Source organism: Bartonella sp. CB10SXKL, assembly GCF_042195515.1.
Lineage (GTDB): Bacteria > Pseudomonadota > Alphaproteobacteria > Rhizobiales > Rhizobiaceae > Bartonella.
The window spans coordinates 1-1,089 of record NZ_JBHION010000089.1; the positions used below are offsets into that span (position 1 = coordinate 1).

At 43.7% G+C, this 1,089-nt stretch carries 2 protein-coding genes; both read left to right on the forward strand.

Annotated elements, in window-relative coordinates; genetic code table 11:
• Window positions 1–597: lysozyme (locus ACFIK3_RS09580; RefSeq protein WP_375676626.1), on the forward strand; the 597-nt coding region annotated here is incomplete at its 5' end.
• On the forward strand, window positions 594–821 hold the full coding sequence (locus ACFIK3_RS09585) for a hypothetical protein (RefSeq protein WP_012754703.1): 228 nt from the start codon (window positions 594–596) through the stop codon (window positions 819–821). The genes ACFIK3_RS09580 and ACFIK3_RS09585, both read left to right, overlap by 4 nt.
• The last annotated feature ends 268 nt before the right edge of the window (window positions 822–1,089 follow it).

Here is a 1,089-nt window from a genome sequence, read left to right on the forward strand (position 1 = left end):
TATCGAGATACGGCATGTGTCTGGACGATTGGTTATGGCCACACCAGCAATGCGGGTCACCCCCTTGTCAAAAAAGGCATGTGTATTAGCCAAGAGCAAGCAGAAGAAATCCTTTGTGAAGACTTAAAGCAATTTGAGAAGACGGTAGAGGAATCGGTCACGGTTTCGTTAACGGATTGCCAATTCGCGGCATTGGTCTCATTTTGCTATAATGTAGGAACAGCTGCTTTTCGCAAGTCAACATTGTTGAAGAAGCTTAATCAAGGGGATTATGAAGCCGTACCTGTTGAATTACAGAAATGGAATAAGGTGGGTGGAAAGCCTCTTGCGGGTTTAGCCAACCGTCGAGCAGCAGAAGCAGGATTATGGGTAAAAGGGTCTTATGTTTCTTCAAATTATCAAAGGGTAGAAACGAAAACGGCAACCGGACTTCTTAAAATAGAAGCACTTGCCCCGATTATAGGGTCTTGTTCTGGTTTTGGTGGCTTGTTAGCAGGCAATGGACCGGTGCAATGGGCATTAGCAGGCATCATGGTTTTAGCGGCTGTAACGGGCATAGTGATTGTCGCCAAGCGGTTTCGGGAGCAACGCTTATGATTTTTTGGCTAAAGAAATATTCTCTGATGTTTACAGCGGCTTTAGCCGTTTTTTTTATGGCTTTAGCCAAGGCGTTTCACCTTGGCAAGCAAAGCGAACGGCAAAAGCAAACAGAGAATGCTTTAAAGACAGCAACAACGCGGCTTGAGGTAGAAAATGAAGTTAATCAAAAAAGTGATGCTGGTGTGCGCTCTGAACTTTCTCGTTGGGTGCGCGGCAAATAGGTCTGTTTCTTGTGGTGGCTGGTTGCCCATTTATTTGGATAATAAGGATGTTGCGGTCATCAGTTCCAACCTTGCAAGAGATATTTTGAAGCATAACAAGCAGGGAGCCCATTTATGTGGTTGGAAAGATGGTCAAGAAACGAAGCAGCAAAGATAAAGATCTTACAGAAAAAGAACAACAGCTCCTTCACGAGATGATAGAGACCTATCAAGGTTTAAAGATGATGTCACGCATCATGAAATTGATAGCCTTTATTGTCTTTATGTT